Source organism: Pseudomonas sp. Tav-5-1A (genome assembly GCF_055755055.1).
The window spans coordinates 3,211,360-3,226,187 of sequence record NZ_CM146901.1; the positions used below are offsets into that span (position 1 = coordinate 3,211,360).

A 14,828-nucleotide genomic window follows, 5' to 3' on the forward strand; every position below is an offset into this window, starting at 1 on the left:
GATTGCAGAATGATTGAAGACATCTACGAATACGCCGACCCGCGCTTTCGCACCCTGACCCTGCCCAACACCCAATTGGAGCGCCTGTATGACGGCTGCCGCTGGGCCGAGGGGCCGGTGTGGTTCAACGATGGCGGCTACCTGTTGTGGAGTGACATTCCCAACCAGCGGATCCTGCGCTGGACGCCGGAACAGGGGGTGTCGGTGTACCGCGCGGCCTCCAACTTCGCCAACGGCAACACCCGCGACCAGCAGGGCCGCCTGGTGACCTGCGAGCACGGCACCCGCCGCGTTACCCGCACCGAGCCGGACGGCACCATCACGGTGCTGGCCGATGCCTTCGACGGCAAGCGCCTGAACTCGCCCAACGACGTGGTGGTGCACCGCGACGGCGGGGTGTGGTTCACCGACCCCACCTACGGCATCCTCAGCGACTACGAGGGCTACCAGGCCGAGCCCGAGCAGGCCGGCCGCAACGTCTACCGTGTCGACCCGCACAGCGGCGAGGTGGTGTGCGTGGCCGACGATTTCGTGCAGCCCAACGGCCTGGCGTTCGCGCCGGACGGCAAGACCCTGTACATCGCCGATTCGGCGCGCACCCATGACCCCGCAGCGCCCCATCATATCCGCGCCATGGAGGTGGTGGACGGGCGCTGGCTGGGCAAGTCGCGGGTGCTGGCGCAGATCGAACCGGGCATTCCCGACGGCCTGCGGGTGGACGTGCAGGGCAACATCTGGACCAGTGCCGGCGACGGCATTCAGTGTTTCGATGCCCAAGGCATCTTGCTGGGCAAGATTTTGCTGCCCGAGAAGGTCGCCAACCTGACCTTCGGCGGGCCGCGGCGCAACCGGCTGTTCATCACCGCCAATACGTCGCTGTACCTGATTCACGTGGCTGTGGCCGGCGCGCAATACCCCTGACACCACGCCAACCTTCTTTGTGGGAGCTGGCTTGCCAGCGAGTTTTTAAAACTTCCAAAACTCGCTGGCAAGCCAGCTCCCACAGAAGACCGTCGTAGTTAAGTGGCTGCTTGGGTCAGCTCTTCAATCAATAACCGCGCGGGCGCGGGCAGGCTGACGCCATGGCGGGTAACGATCTCATACGGCTCGCTGCGCGAGGTTAGCGCATACGGCAGGTGCACCAGCATGCCGAAGTCCACGGCCATCCGCGCCACGTCCTCGGGCATTACCGCCACAAGGTTGGGGTCCTGCAGCAACAGCGACAGGGTGGTGAAGGTGGATGAGGTCTCGATGGAATAGGTCGGGAAGGCCAGGCCCGCTTCGCGGAATTCGCGCTCCAGGGTCAGGCGCATGGGCATGTTCACCGGGAACACCACCCAGCGTGACGCCGCCAGCTCATCGAGGCTGACGGTGTCGCGCGTGGCGAACGCGTGCGCCGGGTTGGCCACCACAATCAGCGGCTCCTGCTCGCGGGAGCGGCAGTCATACAGCGCCGGGTTCTTGCTGACGCTGGTACGGCACAGCGCCATGTCCAGGCGGCCTTCATCGAGCAACGACAGCAGCCGCGCGCTGGTGTCCTCGACGATTTCCACCGACAACTGCGGCTGGCGTGCCCGCAGGCGTGCCAGGGACTCCACCAACGCTGGTACCGCGCCCATGATCACGCCCACCGACAAGCGCCCGCCGTGGCCCTGCATGATGCCCAGCAGCTCTTCGCGCAGGTGCGCCACGTCGGTGTGGATGAGCCGCGCGTAGCGAATCACGCAGCGCCCCAGGTCATTGGGCTCCAGCCCTTTGCTGGTGCGCTCGAACAGCGGCGTGCCGAGGGTGGACTCGATTTCGTGCAACGCCTTGGTCGCGCCCGGCTGGGTGATGGCCACCGCTTCCGCGGCCTTGTGCAGCGAGCCATAGTCATCCAGGGCAATCAGCAGCCGAAGCTGCTTGAGGCGCAGGCGCGAGTTGATGGTGGCGAGGGACGGCAGCATGGTGGGGGATCACTAAAAGTTATCGGTGGATCAGCAGCTCTCATTAGGCAACAACCTGTGGCGAAATTAAAGTGATGCCCAACGCGGTGCTCAACGCACCCTGCATAAAAATAACAGCGGAGACCACAGCATGCGGTTGATTCAATTCGAAACCGGACCTCACCAGCGCTTCGTCGGCGTGATCAAAGGGGATTCGATCCAGGTGGTGCGCGACACCTCTACCACCCGTGAACTGGCGCTGGACGCCATCGCCAACGGCCGCAGCCTGGTGGCGGAAGTCCACGCCCGGGGCACCGACGTTTCCCCGCACAGCTACACCCAATTGCTGGCAGAGCGGCGTGTGCTGCCGCCCCTGGACCACGAAGACCCGGCGCACTGCCTGGTCAGTGGCACCGGGCTCACCCACCTGGGCAGCGCCTCGACGCGCGACAAGATGCACCAGCAGAACATCCAGGACGAAGCCGCGCTGACCGACACCGCGCGCATCTTCCAGTGGGGCATCGAAGGCGGGCGCCCGGCCCCCGGGACGGTCGGCGTGCAGCCGGAGTGGTTCTACAAGGGCGACGGCTCGATCGTGGTACGCCCTGGCGAGGCGTTCAGCAAGCCGCCGTTCGCCGAAGATGCCGGCGAGGAGCCCGAGCTGACCGGCCTGTACGTGGTAGGCGGCGACGGCAAGCCTTACCGCGTAGGCTTCGCTCTGGGCAACGAGTTCTCCGACCACGTGATGGAGCGCCGCAACTACCTGTACCTGGCCCATTCCAAACTGCGCAACTGCAGCTACGGCCCGGAGCTGCGGGTAGGCGAGCTGCCGGCCCACCTCACCGGCACTAGCCGCATTCGGCGCAACGGCCAGGTGCTGTGGGAGAAAGAGTTCCTCAGCGGCGAGGACAACATGTGCCACAGCCTGGAAAACCTTGAGTACCACCACTTCAAGTACGCGCAGTTCCTGCGCCCGGGCGACGTGCACGTGCACTTCTTCGGCACCGCGACGCTGTCGGTAGCCGATAACGTGCACACCCAGTTAGGTGATGAATTCGAGATCAGCATGGGCGAATTCGGACGGCCGTTGGTCAATGGAATACAAGCCGGCGAGCGCGAATTGGCCGCCGGCACCATCACTGCGCTCTAGAAGTTCTCGCGGGTCGCCTGCACCGGGCGGCCCCATTGCTGCCTGATAACAATCATAAAAAGCGAGAAGCGTATGAACACCAAGACCGAACGGGTCATGCCGTTGCAAGCGGCCGCTACCCCCACTGGCGCCACCACCGTGCGCTGGCGCATCTTCCTGATCCTGTTGCTGCTGTCGGCCATCAACTACATCGACCGCGCGTCGCTGTCGGTGGCCATGCCGCTGATTTCCACCGAATTCGAAATGACCCCGGCGCTGGAAGGCCTGATGCTCAGCGCCTTCTTCTGGTCGTACGCGCTGATGCAGATCCCCGGCGGCATGCTGCTGGACCGCTTCCAGGTGCGCAATATCGTTGGCGTCGCCACCGTGGGCTGGGGCTTCTTCCAGGCCATCGCCGGCGGCGCCCACAGCTGGATGATGCTGCTGGCCACGCGCATCGGCCTGGGCGTGGCCGAGTCGCCGATCATGCCCGCCGGCGCCAAGCTCAACGGCGCCTGGCTGACCCCCAATGAACGGGGCCGCGGCGCCACCCTGGTGGACGGCGGCGCGCCCTTGGGCACGGCGCTGGGCGCCATCATCATTGCCGCGCTGATCACCTGGTTCGAGTCCTGGCGCATCGCCTTCTTCATCGCCGGCGTCGGCACCATGGTGGTGGGCGTCTGGGCCTGGTGGTACATCCGCAACAGCCCGGCCGAGCACCCCAAGGTCAACGACGCGGAACTGGCCTACATCACCGACGCCAACGCGCAGGCCAAGCGCACCCACGGCGAGCGTGCCGCGGTGCTCAAGGAACTGCTGAAAAGCCGTTCGGTGCTGGCCATGTTCGCTGGCTACGCCTGCTACAACAGCGTGTTCTACGGGTTGCTGACCTGGATGCCGAGCTATCTGCACAAGGTGCATAACCTGGACATCAAGGCCATGGGCGGCGCCACTTTCCTGATCTTCATGTGCGGTTTCATTGGCGAGCTGTTCGGCGGCTGGCTGGCCGACAAGTGGAAGAGCGCCGGCGGCGAGCCCAACCGCGTCATGCGCACGCTGTTCGGCAGCGCCGCGGCGGTCACCGCCCTGTGCATCCTGCTGGTGGCCTACATTCCCGACGCGGGCACGGTCATCACCCTGCTGTGCGTGGCGCTGTTCTTCCTGCGCTGGTGTGGCATGTACTGGTGCCTGCCGGCCATTCTGGGCGGCAAGTCCAAGGCGGGCGTGCTGGGCGGCAGCATGAACTTCTGCGGCAACATGGTCGGGGTGATCGTGCCCATCCTGATCGGCCTGATCGTGCAGTTCACCGGCTCGTATTTCCTGGCCCTGATCTTCTTCGTGGTGATGGCCATGGGCTTGGTGCTGTTCTCCGCCATCATCGACTATCGCGAACGTGGTTTCGCTTGAATTCGCCGTTACCTGGAAGGTTAAACACCATGGAACTCATAACAAAAACAGGCAACAGCGTTGCCAATGCCGTGATTCGCCTGAACCCGCTGGACGATGTACTGATTGCCCGCCAGCCGCTGCCCCTGGGCCTTGAACTGGCGGTGGAAGGCCTGGTGGTGAAGCAGCCAATCCCGTCCGGGCACAAGATTGCCGCCCGTGACATCGAGGCCGGCCAGCCGCTGCGGCGCTATGGCCAGATCATCGGCTTCGCCAGCCAGCCGATCGCCGCCGGCCAGCACGTGCACGTGCACAACCTGGCCATGGGTGACTTTTCCCGCGACTACGCCTTCGGTGTCGACGCGCTGGGCGTTGGCGAGCGCCGCGAAGACACGTTCATGGGCATCGTCCGCAAAGACGGCCGCGTGGCCACGCGCAACTACATCGGCATCCTCACCTCGGTGAACTGCTCGGCCACCGTCGCCAAGGCCATCGCCGACCATTTCCGCCGCGACATTCACCCCGAGGCGCTGGCCGCCTACCCGAACGTCGACGGCGTGGTGGCGCTGACCCACAGTTTCGGCTGCGCCGTGGACCCGGACGGCGAGGCGCTGGCCATGCTGCGCCGCACCCTGGGCGGCTATGCCATTCACCCCAACTTCGCCGCAGTGCTGATGATTGGCCTGGGCTGCGAGACCAACCAGATCCCCGACCTGCTGGCCGCCCAGGGGCTGGAGCGCAACAACACCTTGCGCACCTTCACCATCCAGGGCACCGGCGGCACCTCGAAGACCATTGCCAGCGGGATCGAGCAGGTCAAGTCGCTGCTGGCCGGGGCCAACCGTGTGCAACGTGAGCCGGTCAGCACTAAACACCTGATCATCGGCCTGCAGTGCGGCGGCTCCGATGGCTATTCAGGCATCACTGCCAACCCGGCGCTGGGCAACGCGGTGGATCGCCTGGTGGCCGCCGGCGGTACCGCGATCCTGTCGGAGACCCCGGAGGTGTACGGTGCCGAGCACCTGCTGACCCGTCGCGCCGTAAGCCGCGCGGTGGGCGAAAAGCTCATCCAGCGCATTCACTGGTGGGAAGCCTACTGCGAGCGCATGAACGCGCAGCTCAACAACAACCCCTCGGCCGGCAACAAGGCCGGCGGCCTGACCACCATCCTGGAGAAATCCCTGGGGGCGGTGGCCAAGGCCGGCTCCTCGGACCTGGTGGACGTCTACGAGTACGCGCAAACCGTCACCGCCCATGGCCTGGTGTTCATGGACACCCCCGGCTACGACCCCATCTCGGCTACCGGCCAGGTGGCGGGCGGCGCCAACCTGATTGCCTTTACCACGGGCCGCGGCTCGGCCTATGGCTGCGCGCCGTCGCCGTCGATCAAGCTGGCCACCAACACGCGGTTGTGGGAAACCCAGGAAGAGGACATGGACGTCAATTGCGGCGGCATTGCCGACGGCAGCATGACCATCGAGGAGCGTGGCGAGCATATCTACCGGCTGATGCTGCGCATCGCCTCCGGCGAACGCAGCAAGAGCGAACAGCACGGCTATGGCCAGAACGAATTCGTGCCGTGGCAGATCGGCGCCATCACCTGAACCCGCTGCCAGCTTTTTCAAGGAACCCGCACCATGACCCAGATGACCGGCCACAGCTTTATCGGCGGCCAGCGCAGCCAGCAGGGCAATACGCTGCTGCAGAGCCTGGACGCCCACACCGGCGAGCCGTTGCCTTACCGTTTTTTCCAGAGCACCGAAGCCGAGGTAGACGCCGCTGCGCTAGCCGCTGCGGCCGCCTTCACGCCTTACCGGCAGTTGCCGGCCGAGCGCCGCGCGCAGTTTCTCGACGCCATCGCCAGCGAACTGGATGCCCTGGGCGAGGACTTCATTGCCCTGGTGGGCCGCGAGACCGCACTGCCGGCCGCGCGCATCCACGGCGAACGCGCGCGCACCAGCGGCCAGTTGCGGCTGTTTGCCAGTGTGCTGCGGCGTGGCGACTTTTATGGCGCGCGCATCGACCACGCGATGCCCGAGCGCCAACCGTTGCCGCGCGTGGACCTGCGCCAGTGCCGCCTGGGCGTGGGCCCGGTGGCGGTGTTCGGGGCCAGCAACTTCCCCTTGGCGTTCTCCACCGCAGGCGGCGATACCGCGGCGGCGCTGGCCGCTGGCTGCCCGGTGGTGTTCAAGGCCCACGGCGGGCACATGGCGACCGCCGAGTGCGTGGCCCTGGCCATTACGCGCGCCGCTGAAGGCACCGGCATGCCGGCGGGGGTGTTCAACATGATCTATGGCGCTGGCGTGGGCGCGGCGCTGGTCAAGCACCCGGCCATTCAGGCCGTTGGTTTCACCGGTTCGCTGGCCGGCGGCCGCGCCCTGTGCGACATGGCGGCGGCGCGCCCGCAACCTATCCCGGTGTTCGCCGAGATGTCGAGCATCAACCCGGTGGTGCTGTTGCCCCAGGCCTTGGCAGCGCGGGGCGCAAGCATCGCCCGGGAACTGGGCGCCTCGGTGATGCTGGGCGCAGGGCAGTTCTGCACCAGCCCCGGCCTGGTGGTGGGTATCCGCTCCCCGGCGTTTAGCGCCTTCACCACGGCGCTGGCGCAGTTCTTTTCCGAGCAAGCGCCGCAGACCCTGCTCAACGCCGGCGGCCTGGACAGCTACCGTCACGGCGTCGAGCGGCTCACGGGCACGCCCGGGGTAACCCTGCTGGCAGGCGCGCCGCAGGCCGGGCGCCAGGCCGGGCCGCGGCTGTTCAAGGCCGACGTGGCGTTGTTGCTGAACCAGGACCCGGTGCTGCAGGAAGAGGTGTTCGGCCCGGCCACGGTGGTGCTGGACGTGGCGGACGAGGCACAACTGGCCCAGGCGCTTGGCCAGTTGCAGGGGCAGTTGACGGCCACGTTGATTGCCGAGCCCGAAGACCTGCACAGGTTCGCGGCGCTGGTGCCGGTGCTGGAGCAGAAGGCTGGGCGGCTGTTGATCAACGGTTACCCCACGGGCGTCGAGGTGTGTGATGCCATGGTGCATGGCGGGCCGTATCCGGCAACTTCGGATGCGCGCGGTACCTCGGTAGGCACGGCGGCGATCGATCGCTTCCTGCGGCCGGTGTGCTACCAGAACTACCCGGACCATCTGCTGCCCGATGCGTTGAAGGATGCCAACCCCTTGGGCATTCGGCGTTTGGTGAACGGTCAGTTGCGCGGCGGGGCGTGACGCGGCCTGGGGCCGCTGCTACAGGCTGCGTTCGGGGGGGGGTTAACGGAACCTGCGGATAACTTCCACCAACCGCTCCAGATTGATCGGCTTGCCCACATGTTCATTCATCCCCGCCGCCAGGCACTGTTCGCGGTCCTGTTCGGAGACGTTGGCGGTCATGGCGACAATGGGCAGCTGGTCGGCCGGGATGGCCTGGCGGATGCGGCGGGTGGCTTCCTGGCCGTCGATGTCGGGCATGCGCAGGTCCATCAGCACCAGGTCGTAGGGCGGCTGGGCGTGCAAGGCGCGCTCCACCCCGGCCATGCCGCAGTCGGCCAGGTCGACGCTGGCGCCCTCGGCCTTGAGCAGGCCGGCGGCGACCATCTGGTTTACCGCGTTGTCTTCCACCAGCAGCAGCCGCAGGCCGGCCAGGCGTTTGGGCCGGGCAGGGGCGGCGGGTTTTGCTGGGGGGTGGCTTGGCGCCGGGCGCAGGTCGGCCAGGTGCCTGGCCAGCTGGCGCGGGGTCAGGGGTTTGGTCAGCAACAGCGGTGGCCGCAGCCCGGCGCCGTGCAAGGCCTGGGTGGCGGCGTCGCGGCTGAAGGCGGTCACCAGCACCACCAGCTGTTCGATGGCCTTCAGCGGGCCCAACGCCTGGGGCGGCTGCGCCTCCAGCAGGCGCCAATCCACCACCAGCACATCGAATGCCTGGGTGAACCCCTGGTCCAGGCGGGTGATGCGCTCGGCCGCCCAGCCCAGGCCTTCCAGGTTGCGCTTGAGCAGGGCGCCGGCCAGGGGGTTGTCGTCGACCAGCAGCACCTGCAACGGCGGCAACGGGCTGGCGGGCTGTTGCGCTGGGTCGATGGCCAGGCCCAGTTCGAACCAGAAGCGGCTGCCCAGCCCCGGTTCGCTGTCCACCCGCAGGTCGCTGCCCATCAGGTCGGTAAGCCGTTTGCAGATCAACAGCCCCAGCCCCGAGCCGCCGAACTTGCGCGCCGTGGAGGCATCGCCCTGGCTGAACGCCTGGAAAATCCGCGCCAACTGTTCGGCGTCCATGCCGATACCGCTGTCGGCCACGGCGAACTCGATGCCCACGCGGCTGGCGCTGCGGCGCACCTGGCGCACGCTGATCACCACCTGGCCGGCCGAGGTGAATTTCAGCGCGTTGCCCGCCAGGTTGATCAGCACCTGTTGCAGGCGCAGGCTGTCGCCGATCAGGCCCAGGGGCAGTTGCGGGTCGATATCGAACATCAGCTCGACGTCGTTGTGCGGCTGGTTGCCGGACAGCACCACGCCCAGGTCGCGCAGCAGCTCTTCGAGGTTGAACGGGTGTTCGTCGACCTGTAGCTTGCCGGCCTCGATCTTGGAATAGTCGAGGATGTCGTTGAGCAGGCCCAGCAACAGCGTGGCGGCGGTCTGGGCGCGGCTGACGAAGTCCTGCTGGTCGGCGTTCAGGCCCGACTGCGCGGCCAGTTGCAGCATGCCCAGCACGGCGTTCATGGGCGTGCGGATCTCGTGGCTCATGCTGGCCAGGAACGCGGACTTGGCCATGTTGGCCTTGTCGGCCTCGACCTTGGCCTTCTGCAGGTTGATTTCCAGCTCGCGCTGGGCGCTGACGTCGATGGCGAAGCCCAGGTAGCCGGTGATGGCCTGGGCGTGGTCGCGCATCACCGTCACTACCAGGTGCACCAGCAGGTAGCTGCCGTCCTTGCGCCGGTAATGGCACTGGAACACCGACGGCTCGGCCTGGTTGCGGGTTTGCGCGACGTAGCCGTCGATGCCGCTGAACTCGCCGCCGTAGCGGGCGGCCATCTGCTGGTTCTGGGCGCGCAACTCGTCGGGGTCGTGCATCAGCTCCGGGGTGAAGCGGCCGATGACTTCCTCGGCGCTGTAGCCCAGCATGCGCTCGGCGCCGCGGTTGAACACGCGGATGATGCGGTTGGGGTCGGTGGCGATGATCGACACGCCGGTGGCGGCGTCGAGGATGTTTTTCAGCAGCAGGTCCAGGCTTTGCAGCGCTTGGGTGCGTTGGTTGACCTCGCTTTCCAGCACCTGGGCCAATTGTTGCGTCTTGGCGTGGTGGGCTTTCTGCTCGGTGATGTCGCGCAGCAGGCGCTGGCGCAGCAGTTGCACCACCAGGGCCAGCAGCAGGCTGCTGAGCAGGCCCAGGGCCAGGATCAGCCCGGGCGGGGTAGGGTGCAACTGGCGGACGAACGGTGGGAACACCGTGAGGGTGATGTGCCAGGTGCGGCCGAACAGTTGCCGCTCGATGCTGGAGCTGGCCACGGCCTTTGCATCCTCGGGGCTGCGTGCCTGCACATAGAAGGGCGTGGCCGTCGCGGTGTCGGTGATGTCGGCGATTTCCAGCTGGGTGCCGGCGCTGTGCCAGTTCAGGTCTTTGAGCACGTCCCTGATCAACAGCGACACGTAGGTCCAGCCGATGCCCTGCGCGGTGCGCTGGGCATAGCCGTCAGGCGGGGTGGGCGTCTGGTACACCGGCATCACCATCAGGAAGCCACGGCGCACCTCGCCCTCGGTCTGCACCAGGGTGACGGGGCCGGTAAGCTGCGGCTCGCCGGTGAGCAAGGCGGCGTCGGCGGCCTTGCGGCGGTTGGGCTCGGAGGCGATGTCCAGGCCTTGGGCGATGTTGCGCGGGCCGGGTGGCTGCACGTAGCGGATCACGTAGACGTCGCCGTCGTGGGGGGCGAAGCCGTGCACGGTGAACGCGGTTTCGCCTTCCTGCACCGCCTGTTGGGTAAAGTTGGCGACCTGGGCGGCGGAGATCTTGCGCACGATGCCGAAGCTCAGCGCGCCGGGGAACTCCAGCACCACGTTGCGGGTGGCGTTGTAGGTGGCGAACTGCGCGGGGCTGAGGCTATCGACGCCCACGGTGTGCCACAGCCCGCGCAGGGAGCGCAGGCCGTACTGGTACAAGGTCAGGCGCTCCACCACCCGGTCGGCAATCTGGTTGGCCTGCTGGGCGACGGCTTCGTCGAGTTCCTGCTGGTTGGTGTCCAGGCGCTGCCACACCGCCAGTCCCGTGAGCACCAGCCCCAGCGCCAGGGCGGCAATGGCCCAGCCGGGGTTGCTCCGCAGCCTGGCGGCGGTAATCTCTGCGGCCATCGTAGACCCTTGCGCGGCGCAATCGTTGTTAACAATGTAGCAGCGGCCGGCAGGCCGCGTCAGGGTGGCGGACGCAGACTTCGGCATTGTCTTTGTGGGAGCTGGCTTGCCAGCGAGCTTTTCTGGCCCCAACAGCTCGCTGGCAAGCCAGCTCCCACAGGCCGCGTCAGGCGCGCTGGGGGAGCAGGGTCCTGGCGAGCTGCAGCCACGCCTGGGCCGCAAACGACAGCTGGCCATTGCGCCGCCACGCCAGCACCAGCTTCCAGATCAGCGCCGGCGAGCGCACCGGCACGATGGTGAATTGCTCGGGGCGCAGGGTCTGGCAGTACATCTGCGGCAGCAGCGCGATGCCCACGCCCAGGCCCACCAGCGAGGCGATGAAGTCCCACTGGCCGCTGCGGCCGCTGATGCGCGGCACGAAACCGGCCTCGGCGCAGGCGTCGGTGACCAGGTCATTGAGGGCGAAGGCATCGCCGTAGAAGATGAAGTCGCAGTCGGCCAGCTCGCGCAGTTCGACGAAGTCGCGGCCCTGCCACACGGACTGCGCCGGGGCCAGCAGGCACAAGGGCGACTCGAACAGCGGCAGCGAGTCGAATTCGGCCCAGATGTCGGCCACCCGCGGAAAATCCAGCAAAGTCCCCAGTTCCAGGGCGCCGTCGCGCAGGTCGGCGACCGTGGCGTTGCTGCCGATCTCGAACAGCTTCAGCTCGATTTTCGGGTGGTTGGCGTGGTACGCCGCCAGCACCGGCGCCAACACCGTGTGGGTGAAGGGCGACAGGCCCATGCGCAGCACGCCGCGCTCGATCTGCTGCAGGTCGCGCACTTCCACCTTCATGGCGTCGTGCAGGGCGATGATCTCGCGGGCCCGTTGCAACACCACCAGTCCGGCATCGGTGACCTGGAAGCGCTTGCCGTCGCGGGCCAGCAGGGCCACGCCAAAGCTCTGCTCCAGCTGCTGGACCATCTTGCTCACCGTCGGCTGGGTGACGTGCAGGCGCGTGGCGGCGCGGGTGAAGCTCTGCTGGTCGACCACTTCCACGTAATAGCGCAGGGCACGGATGTCCATGATGCATTCCAGATTGGCATGATTTTGATGAAGTTAATTCATTATATCTTTCAAGGTCAACTGGCTAGCATGGCGTCACTTCACCTGGTTCATTGCACCCTGGAACGCCCCATGTCGACCCGCCCCCTTACTCCCTCACGTCCCTCGCGGACCGCGCTGCGCTGGCTGCAAATCATCGGCCAGATCCTGCTGCTGATACTGGTCTGGTCCCTGGCCGACCGGGTTGCCACACTGGCGCACCTGCCCATTTCCGGCGGCATCCTCGGGCTGCTGGTGCTGGTGGCGCTGCTGCTGAGCGGGGTGGTCAAGCCGACCCTGTTCGAGCAGGGCGGCGAGCTGTTGCTGGCCAACATGCTGCTGTACTTCATTCCACTGGTGGTGTCGGTGGTGCAGTACACCAGCCTGTTCGAAAGCGAAGGCCTGAAGCTGATGGTCGCCATCGGCGTGGGCTTCGTCTCGGTGCTGGTGACCACGGCCTTCACCGTCGAGTGGCTGTGCGCCTGGACCCGCAAGCGCCAGTTGCAGCGCCTGACCGCACAGCGCGGCAAGCGCCCGGTGGCCGGCCCACAGGAGTTGGCACAATGAGCGCGTCGCTGATCTCGCTGCTGTTCCTGCTGGTGACCGTAGGGTTGTTCTACGCCAACCAGGCCGTCTACAAGCGCTACAAGCGCGTGTGGCTGATGCCCGCCATCGTCACCTCGCTGCTGTTGATCGTGCTGGTGCAGGTCACTGCCACGCCGTACCCGCTGTACTTCCAGGACGCCCATTGGCTGGTGTGGCTGCTAGGCCCGGCCACCGTGGCCTTCGCCTTGCCGATCTACCAGCAACGGCGGCTGATCCAGAAATACTGGCTGGCCCTGTGCCTGGGCAGCGTAGCGGGCATCGTGGTGTCCATCGCCACCACCGAACTGCTGGTCAAGGCGCTGCACATCGACAGCCACATCGCCCGCAGCCTGCTGGCCCGCTCGGTGTCCACGCCGTTTGCGGTAGAGGCCTCGGCGCACCTGGGCGGCACGGCGCAGCTGACCGGGCTGTTCGTGATCATCACCGGGCTGTTCGGGATTGTGCTGGGCGAGGTGATCCTGACGCTGCTGCCGCTGCGCTCGCGGGTGGCCAGGGGCGCGCCGTTTGGCGCGGCGGCCCATGGCTTTGGCTTGAGCATCGCCCGCGCCGTGGGCCCGGAGGAGGGCGCGGTGGCCAGCCTGACGATGATCTTCAGCGGCGTGCTGACCGTGGTGCTGGCACCGGCGATCGCGATGCTGCTGGGCTGACGGCCCTCACTTGAGGAAGTTGTTCACCAGCAGGTCCTTCACATCCCCGCCGCGCCCGCCCAACACCGCCTTGGCCGAGTACAGCGCCATGCCGGCCACCTGGGCGAACTCGACCTTGGCCGGCATCACCAGCTCCTCGGGGTTGACCTTGACGTCCAGCAGCGCCGGCCCTGGCTGGGCCAGGAATGCCTGCACGGCCTCCTCGAGCTCGGCGCCCTCGCTGACCTGCCGCCCCCACAGCCCCATGGCCCGCGCCACTTCGGCAAAGTCGGGGTTGTGCAGGTCGGTGTAGTTGTCCAGCAGGCCCTCGACCTTCTGCTCGATCTGCACGAAGTTCAGCGAGGCGTTGTTGTACACCACCACCTTGATCGGCAGCTTTTCCTGCACCGCAGTGAGCAAATCCCCGAGCAGCATGGCCAGGCCGCCATCGCCCGACAGCGAGATGACCTGGCGGTCCGGGTAGGCCTTCTGCAGGCCCAGCGCCTGGGGCATGGCGTTGGCCATGGTGCCGTGGCGCAGGCTGGTGAGGGTACGGCGGGCGCCGTTGACGTTGATATGACGCAGCACCCACACCATGGGCGAGCCGCCGTCGGCGGTGAACAGCGCATCGCTGCTGGCGTGCGTGTCCAGCAGGTGGGTCAGGTACTGGGGGTGAATCAGTTCGCCGTCGGTGTGGCGCTGGTCGTGGGCCAAGGTCTTCAAAGTGTCCTGGCGGTGCTTGAGGCATTCCTCCAGCCAGGCCACGGTGGTTTTTTCCTCGATAAGCGGCAGCAGCGCGCGCAAGGTCGGCAGCACATCGCCCACCACGCCCAGGTCCACCGGGTGGCGGCGGCCCAGGTGCGCGCCCTTGCGGTCCACCTGGATGACCTTGGCCTTCTGCGGGTAGAACTGCTTCCAGGCAAAGTCGGCCCCCAGCAACAGCAGCGTGTCGCACTCCATCATGGCGTGGTAGCCCGACTCGACGCCGAACACGCCGGTCATGCCCATGTTGTAGGGGTTGTCGTACTCGACGAAATCCTTGGCCCGCGAGGTGTGGGCAATGGGCGCCTTGAGCAGCCGCGCCAGCTCCAGCAGCTCGTCGTGGGCACCGGCGCAGCCGAACCCGGCATAGATGGAGACCTTCTTGCCGGCGGCCAGCAACGCCGCCACCTGCGCCAGCTCGTCGGGGTTGGGCTGGCTCTGCGGGCGGGGGTGGTGCGCGGCGAAGGGCAGGTCATCCTTGACCTCGGCCATGCTGATGTCCGACGGCAGGATGATCACCGCCACGCCGCCTTCGTTCAGCGCGGTCTGGGCGGCGAGGGCGGTGACCCGCCGGGCCTGGCCGGGCGTGTAGACCTGCTCGCAGAACACCGTGCAGGGGCCATAAATAGCCTTGAAATCCACCTCCTGGGGAAAGTCCATGCCCAGCTCACTGGTGATCACCTGGCTGGCGATCAGCACCATCGGCGCGCCGTTGCGCTGGGCCTCGAACACGCCGTTGATGAAATGCAGCCCGCCAGGCCCGCACGAACCAGCACAAGCAGTGAGCCGCCCGCTGATGAACGACTCGGCGCCGGCGGCGAAGGCGGCGACCTCCTCGTGGCGCATGTGCACCCACTGGATGTCGCTGCGGTGAATGGCATCGGTGACGTGGTTGAGTGTGTCGCCGACAATCCCGTAACAATGGCGGACTCCGGCGGCCTGGAGTGTTTCGATGACCACGTCGGCGACTTTTTTGCTGGGCATGGGGTTTCC

The 14,828-nt window shown here is 66.7% G+C and carries 11 protein-coding genes; 7 read left to right on the top strand and 4 right to left on the bottom strand.

Features of this window, described 5'->3' with window-relative positions; all coding sequences use genetic code 11:
* Positions 1–9 precede the first annotated feature (9 nt).
* Positions 10–921 (top strand): SMP-30/gluconolactonase/LRE family protein, encoded by a 912-nt coding sequence (locus AC0J42_RS14675; protein WP_473006720.1) that lies wholly within the window; start codon positions 10–12, stop codon positions 919–921.
* A gap of 98 nt (positions 922–1,019) precedes the next feature.
* Here AC0J42_RS14675 and AC0J42_RS14680 read toward each other — a convergent pair whose 3' ends face one another.
* A complete protein-coding gene (locus AC0J42_RS14680; RefSeq protein WP_473006721.1) occupies positions 1,020–1,946 on the bottom strand; it encodes a LysR family transcriptional regulator in 927 nt (308 codons plus the stop codon).
* A 130-nt stretch (positions 1,947–2,076) separates the two neighbouring features.
* On the opposite strand from AC0J42_RS14680, the gene araD1 reads away from it, so the two are divergent.
* The 4 genes from araD1 (at position 2,077) to AC0J42_RS14700 (ending at position 7,655) form a co-directional block, all read left to right on the top strand.
* A complete protein-coding gene (gene araD1, locus AC0J42_RS14685) occupies positions 2,077–3,075 on the top strand; it encodes an AraD1 family protein (RefSeq protein ID WP_473006722.1) in 999 nt (332 codons plus the stop codon).
* 72 nt (positions 3,076–3,147) lie between these two features.
* Entirely contained in the window at positions 3,148–4,461 is a 1,314-nt protein-coding gene (locus AC0J42_RS14690) for an MFS transporter (RefSeq protein WP_473006723.1), read from the top strand.
* A gap of 29 nt (positions 4,462–4,490) precedes the next feature.
* Complete coding sequence (locus tag AC0J42_RS14695) at positions 4,491–6,044, top strand: UxaA family hydrolase (protein ID WP_473006724.1); 1,554 nt, start codon at positions 4,491–4,493, stop codon at positions 6,042–6,044.
* 33 nt (positions 6,045–6,077) lie between these two features.
* Positions 6,078–7,655, top strand: a complete 1,578-nt coding sequence (locus AC0J42_RS14700) for an aldehyde dehydrogenase (NADP(+)) (RefSeq protein ID WP_473006725.1) — start codon at positions 6,078–6,080, stop codon at positions 7,653–7,655.
* 42 nt (positions 7,656–7,697) lie between these two features.
* Here the strand turns inward: AC0J42_RS14700 and AC0J42_RS14705 are convergent, their stop codons facing one another.
* Positions 7,698–10,757 carry a PAS domain-containing hybrid sensor histidine kinase/response regulator gene (locus tag AC0J42_RS14705; protein WP_473006726.1) on the bottom strand — a complete coding sequence of 1,020 codons (3,060 nt, stop codon included), beginning with the start codon at positions 10,755–10,757 and terminating at the stop codon, positions 7,698–7,700.
* A gap of 166 nt (positions 10,758–10,923) precedes the next feature.
* Positions 10,924–11,823, bottom strand: coding sequence for a LysR substrate-binding domain-containing protein (locus AC0J42_RS14710; protein WP_473006727.1), 900 nt, complete (start codon positions 11,821–11,823; stop codon positions 10,924–10,926).
* A gap of 111 nt (positions 11,824–11,934) precedes the next feature.
* On the opposite strand from AC0J42_RS14710, the gene AC0J42_RS14715 reads away from it, so the two are divergent.
* Both AC0J42_RS14715 and AC0J42_RS14720 read left to right on the top strand, forming a co-directional pair.
* Entirely contained in the window at positions 11,935–12,408 is a 474-nt protein-coding gene (locus tag AC0J42_RS14715) for a CidA/LrgA family protein (protein WP_416424288.1), read from the top strand.
* Positions 12,405–13,094: an LrgB family protein gene (locus AC0J42_RS14720; protein WP_473006729.1), complete on the top strand. Its 690-nt coding sequence runs from the start codon at positions 12,405–12,407 to the stop codon at positions 13,092–13,094. The genes AC0J42_RS14715 and AC0J42_RS14720 overlap by 4 nt, the downstream gene beginning before the upstream one ends.
* A gap of 6 nt (positions 13,095–13,100) precedes the next feature.
* Here AC0J42_RS14720 and AC0J42_RS14725 read toward each other — a convergent pair whose 3' ends face one another.
* Complete coding sequence (locus AC0J42_RS14725) at positions 13,101–14,819, bottom strand: thiamine pyrophosphate-dependent enzyme (protein WP_473006730.1); 1,719 nt, start codon at positions 14,817–14,819, stop codon at positions 13,101–13,103.
* Positions 14,820–14,828: the final 9 nt, after the last annotated feature.